This is a genomic window from Ectothiorhodospira sp. 9100, assembly GCF_022227565.1.
In the GTDB taxonomy this organism is placed as follows: Bacteria; Pseudomonadota; Gammaproteobacteria; order Ectothiorhodospirales; family Ectothiorhodospiraceae; genus Ectothiorhodospira; species Ectothiorhodospira marina.
In genome coordinates this window covers 1-3,529 of the sequence record NZ_JAJNAN010000091.1, presented here as the reverse complement: position 1 = coordinate 3,529, position 3,529 = coordinate 1, and the positions used below count along the sequence as shown (strand labels likewise).

The window sequence follows — 3,529 nt, the reverse complement described above, 5'->3', positions numbered from 1 at the left end:
CCCAAACCCTCGCAGGTCGCATTGCGTCGCCATTTGAACGGCAGCACCCGGCCTGCAAAGTCCTCCGCAATCATGGCGTCGATTTCGGCGATCAGACGGTCACTTCTTTTGCCCTTGGGCAACATCGCTGCGCCGCGCCGCAGTTCTGCCTCTCCCACCGCGCTGATATAAAGTGCCGACGCGTCCCGTCCCCCGAACCAGGCCAGAACCTCCGGGGCAGGGGTCGCACGCATCAGTTCCGAGATGACGTTCGTGTCGATCAGGATCATCGCCGGCACGCTTCAATCGAAACGCGGCGGTTCGGGCATCGGTTCCCGCTGTGGCAGGTCGAGATCCACCCCACCGAGCGCCGCGAACCGGTGGTGGATAGTCTCGCCGAGGTTCTTGGACGCCACCGGCTTACCGATGGCCTGGCGCAGGATTTCCCGCGCTTCCTCCTCCATCGACCGGTCATGCTCGGCCGCGCGAATGCGCAGGCGATGCTTCAGACCCTCGTCGAGATTACGAATCGTGATGCTGGCCATAAGGTTCTCCATCAACCTCTCTCAAGATTAAGCTTTGATTGCATTGATATCAACTCCCCAGTTCCGCCGAGGCCAAGAAGGCCATCAGCCGCCTGGCCCAGGACAGCATGGACGAGGGTGAGAGTTTCCGTGCAGAAGACCTCTCCGTTGAAGGGGAGTGTAAGCGTGACGAGGACATCCTTGCCATTTTTGCTCAAGGCTTGCACCTGGCCTGGAGTTCGGTCAATGAGTCGACCGAGGAGCAAGCCCGTTCCAGAGGCGAGTCTGTCGTCTCGGTCACCCGCCGCCTGTTATTCAGAGAGTGTGCCTCGAGGCACTTGCCACTGACGGAGGCCGCCTGGGACTGGATCGACAGGGAGCAGGACCGGGACGTGCTGACGGTGCTCCTCACGCTGGTACTCGTCGAGAACTCCGAAATCCACTTCTGTGCCGTCAGGGAATGCATCATGAACAACAGGCACCGCTGCCAGATTCTGGTCAGTGCCCTCAAGGCGCTCACTTCAAGCGATAATCAATCCTCAGGCCTGGGGAATGCGGGTGTCCAGCATAACTCCCCGAAGACGCCTCAAAAGCCTCAACCCACCTGACTCGCTGCTCCAGTTACGACCATAATGGGCGACAGACAGCACAACTGAAGACCAGATCCGCGTCTGGACTCGGGAACTCACCGGACTGGCCAAGTTGGAATGCTGGCTCACCGAGGATCAACGCCCCGATCGGGAAGAGCTCTGGCTGAACTGCCTGCTCCACAAGGCGACCCGCCAACTCATCACCGGTGGTGACGACAATCCCTTCCTGCCCCATCTATGCAGCGGCATTCACCGCGCCGATGCCATCGACATGGCGGTGGCTTTCATCAAGCACACCGACAACGCCAGCATCCTCTCTTTGTGCGATGACAACCGTGTGTTCGAGAGCGATCTGTTTGCCGGGGTGAACGCCGATCTGCTGGTGCCGTTCCACTACTACGGCGTTTTCGACGAGGACGTGGACTACCAGAGCATCCCCTGGCGCAATGGCCGGTTCGACCCGGATCTGCTGGGCAACCGGCTGGCGACCCTGGCTCGTGCGCGTCATGCCCTGAGCACCTGGCGGAAATGGGCTCAGCGGCGCACCCTGGCCTTTTGCATCTCCACCCGCCACGCCGATTACATGGCTGACCAGTTTGCTCGGCAAGGCGGCCGATCATCGCTATCTGGACCATTGGGTGGACGACACCCGGTTCCACTGGCAGACCCAGAATCAGACAACGCCCCAGAGCAAGCGGGGCCGGGAGATCATCCATCATGAGGAGATGGGCATCGCTATCCATCTCTTCATCCGGGAAAACAAGCTGGAGCAGGGGGAGGCCGCGCTATTCACCTATTACGGGCCGGTGCGGTATCTCAAGCACCAGGGCAGTGGGCCGATGAGTGTGGATTTTGAGGTGATCCAGCACTCCGGCGCATTTCGATCTGTAAAGCAACTTGGTGGGTGAATAGTGCGGGGTGGCTGTCATCACCTACAGGCAGGCGCTGGCATCACTGCTGGCTCGTCAGTCTAGCGGGGTTGGGGATCTCAGTAGCCCATATCCAGATCCTGGGCCTGGTCAACCAGGGCCTGCATCGCGGCTTCGCGGGAGATGGGACGGCCGGGCTCCTCTCCCCACAGCATGCCGATCGGCACCGCGAAGCAGCCCGGCACCTGCAGCTTGAGACAGTGGCGGCCGGTGTAGATGAGCATGCCCCCGCGGAAGCCCTTGCCGGCCTGTTCGGCGAGCCTGGCAAGCCCGGCGGCATCCTTGGCTTGCACGCTGGCGGCACGTTTGACCTCCACGCCCCAGAGTTCCTGACCACGCTCGATGACAAGGTCGACCTCTACCTGGTCCTTGTCCCGATAGTGGGAAAATCGTAGCTCCGGATCGACCCAGGAGGCCTGAGCGACCAACTGCTCGACCACATGACTTTCCAGCAGGGCACCGAAGCGTTCTGCCTCGGTCAGCCACTGTTCCGGCCCCAGGCGACCCAGGGCCGCAGCAAGCCCGGTATCCACCAGATGCATCTTGGGACTCTTGATCAGCCGTTTGGCGTGGTTACGGTGCCAGGCGGGGAGTTGATGGACCAGAAACAGGCGCTCCAGGATGCCAAGGTACTTGGAGACGGTGGCACGCTCTATCCCCAACTCCTTGCTCAGATTGCTGACGTTGAGCAGGCCGGCAGTGCGGTAGGCCAACAACTCCACCAGGCGCATCATCCCATCTTCGTCCTGAATGGCAGCGATATCCCGCACGTCGCGCTGCACGATGGCGTTCAGGTACTGGCGATACCACTGACGTGCCCGGTGGGGCGGACGGCGGTTGGGTTCGGGATACCCACCCTGACACAGTACCTCTGGCGCTGGGGCCAGTGGCACGGTGTCCGGCACCATTCTGGGCGTTAGCTGCCCCTCCACCAGCACGCCGAGCAGGGTCGAGGTGCTGACACGTTTCTCCTGTTCGGTCAGTGGATGCAGGTAGATGACTTCCATGCGGCCGGCCAGGGACTCCTGCGCCTTGGGTAACAACAGCAGGTTGGCGGAGCCTGTGAGCAGGAAGCGGCCTGACTGGCGATCACGGTCCACCACCGACTTGATCGCCAGCAGCAGTTCCGGCACCCGCTGTACCTCGTCCAGAATGACGCGCTCAGGCAGCCCCTCCACGAAGCCGAGCGGATCCTGCCGAGCTGCTTCCAGCAGCGTCGGGTCATCCAGATTCAGATAGGTGCGCTTCGGGTTGATGCGTTGCGCGAGTGTCGTCTTGCCTGCCTGACGTGGCCCCAGCAGGCAGACCACCGGCGTATCAGCGAGGGACTCAAGCACTCGACCACGAATCAAGCGCGGGAGATAGGGGGATAGCATGTCGCACCTCTGCCAGCGTCCAGTTGCTGGCTAGGTTAGCGTCTAAATGATGGTTAGTACATCGTCCAATTGCTGCCTTATGGGTCATCCAATTGTCTGCGACCTATGAGGCGCGCGCCCGGGGCGTGCAT

Annotated in this window: 6 protein-coding genes; 3 read left to right on the top strand and 3 right to left on the bottom strand. The window is 61.5% G+C overall.

Annotation, left to right across the window (positions count from 1 at the left end):
• Both LPW29_RS14910 and LPW29_RS14905 read right to left on the bottom strand, forming a co-directional pair.
• Positions 1 to 269: PIN domain-containing protein (locus LPW29_RS14910; protein WP_338018713.1), on the bottom strand; the 269-nt coding region annotated here is incomplete at its 3' end.
• A gap of 12 nt (positions 270 to 281) precedes the next feature.
• A complete protein-coding gene (locus LPW29_RS14905; RefSeq protein WP_238628668.1) occupies positions 282 to 524 on the bottom strand; it encodes a FitA-like ribbon-helix-helix domain-containing protein in 243 nt (80 codons plus the stop codon).
• A 107-nt stretch (positions 525 to 631) separates the two neighbouring features.
• On the opposite strand from LPW29_RS14905, the gene LPW29_RS14900 reads away from it, so the two are divergent.
• The 3 genes from LPW29_RS14900 to LPW29_RS14890 all read left to right on the top strand — a co-directional run bounded on the left by LPW29_RS14900 (position 632) and on the right by LPW29_RS14890 (position 2,001).
• Positions 632 to 1,111: a hypothetical protein gene (locus LPW29_RS14900; protein WP_238628667.1), complete on the top strand. Its 480-nt coding sequence runs from the start codon at positions 632 to 634 to the stop codon at positions 1,109 to 1,111.
• A gap of 94 nt (positions 1,112 to 1,205) precedes the next feature.
• Entirely contained in the window at positions 1,206 to 1,814 is a 609-nt protein-coding gene (locus LPW29_RS14895; RefSeq protein WP_238628666.1) for a hypothetical protein, read from the top strand.
• Positions 1,732 to 2,001, top strand: a complete 270-nt coding sequence (locus LPW29_RS14890; RefSeq protein ID WP_238628665.1) for a DUF3427 domain-containing protein — start codon at positions 1,732 to 1,734, stop codon at positions 1,999 to 2,001. Before LPW29_RS14895 ends, LPW29_RS14890 begins: the two co-directional genes overlap by 83 nt.
• An 80-nt stretch (positions 2,002 to 2,081) precedes the next feature.
• Here the strand turns inward: LPW29_RS14890 and LPW29_RS14885 are convergent, their stop codons facing one another.
• On the bottom strand, positions 2,082 to 3,398 hold the full coding sequence (locus LPW29_RS14885; protein ID WP_238628664.1) for an ATP-binding protein: 1,317 nt from the start codon (positions 3,396 to 3,398) through the stop codon (positions 2,082 to 2,084).
• Between the last annotated feature and the right edge of the window lie 131 nt (positions 3,399 to 3,529).

Excerpts from the sequence above, each read along its gene's own strand:
- LPW29_RS14905 (WP_238628668.1), bottom strand. The coding sequence starts at position 524 with ATGGCCAGCATCACGATTCGTAATCTCGACGAGGGTCTGAAGCATCGC.
- LPW29_RS14885 (WP_238628664.1), bottom strand. The coding sequence starts at position 3,398 with ATGCTATCCCCCTATCTCCCGCGCTTGATTCGTGGTCGAGTGCTTGAG.
- LPW29_RS14900 (WP_238628667.1), top strand. The coding sequence starts at position 632 with ATGGACGAGGGTGAGAGTTTCCGTGCAGAAGACCTCTCCGTTGAAGGG.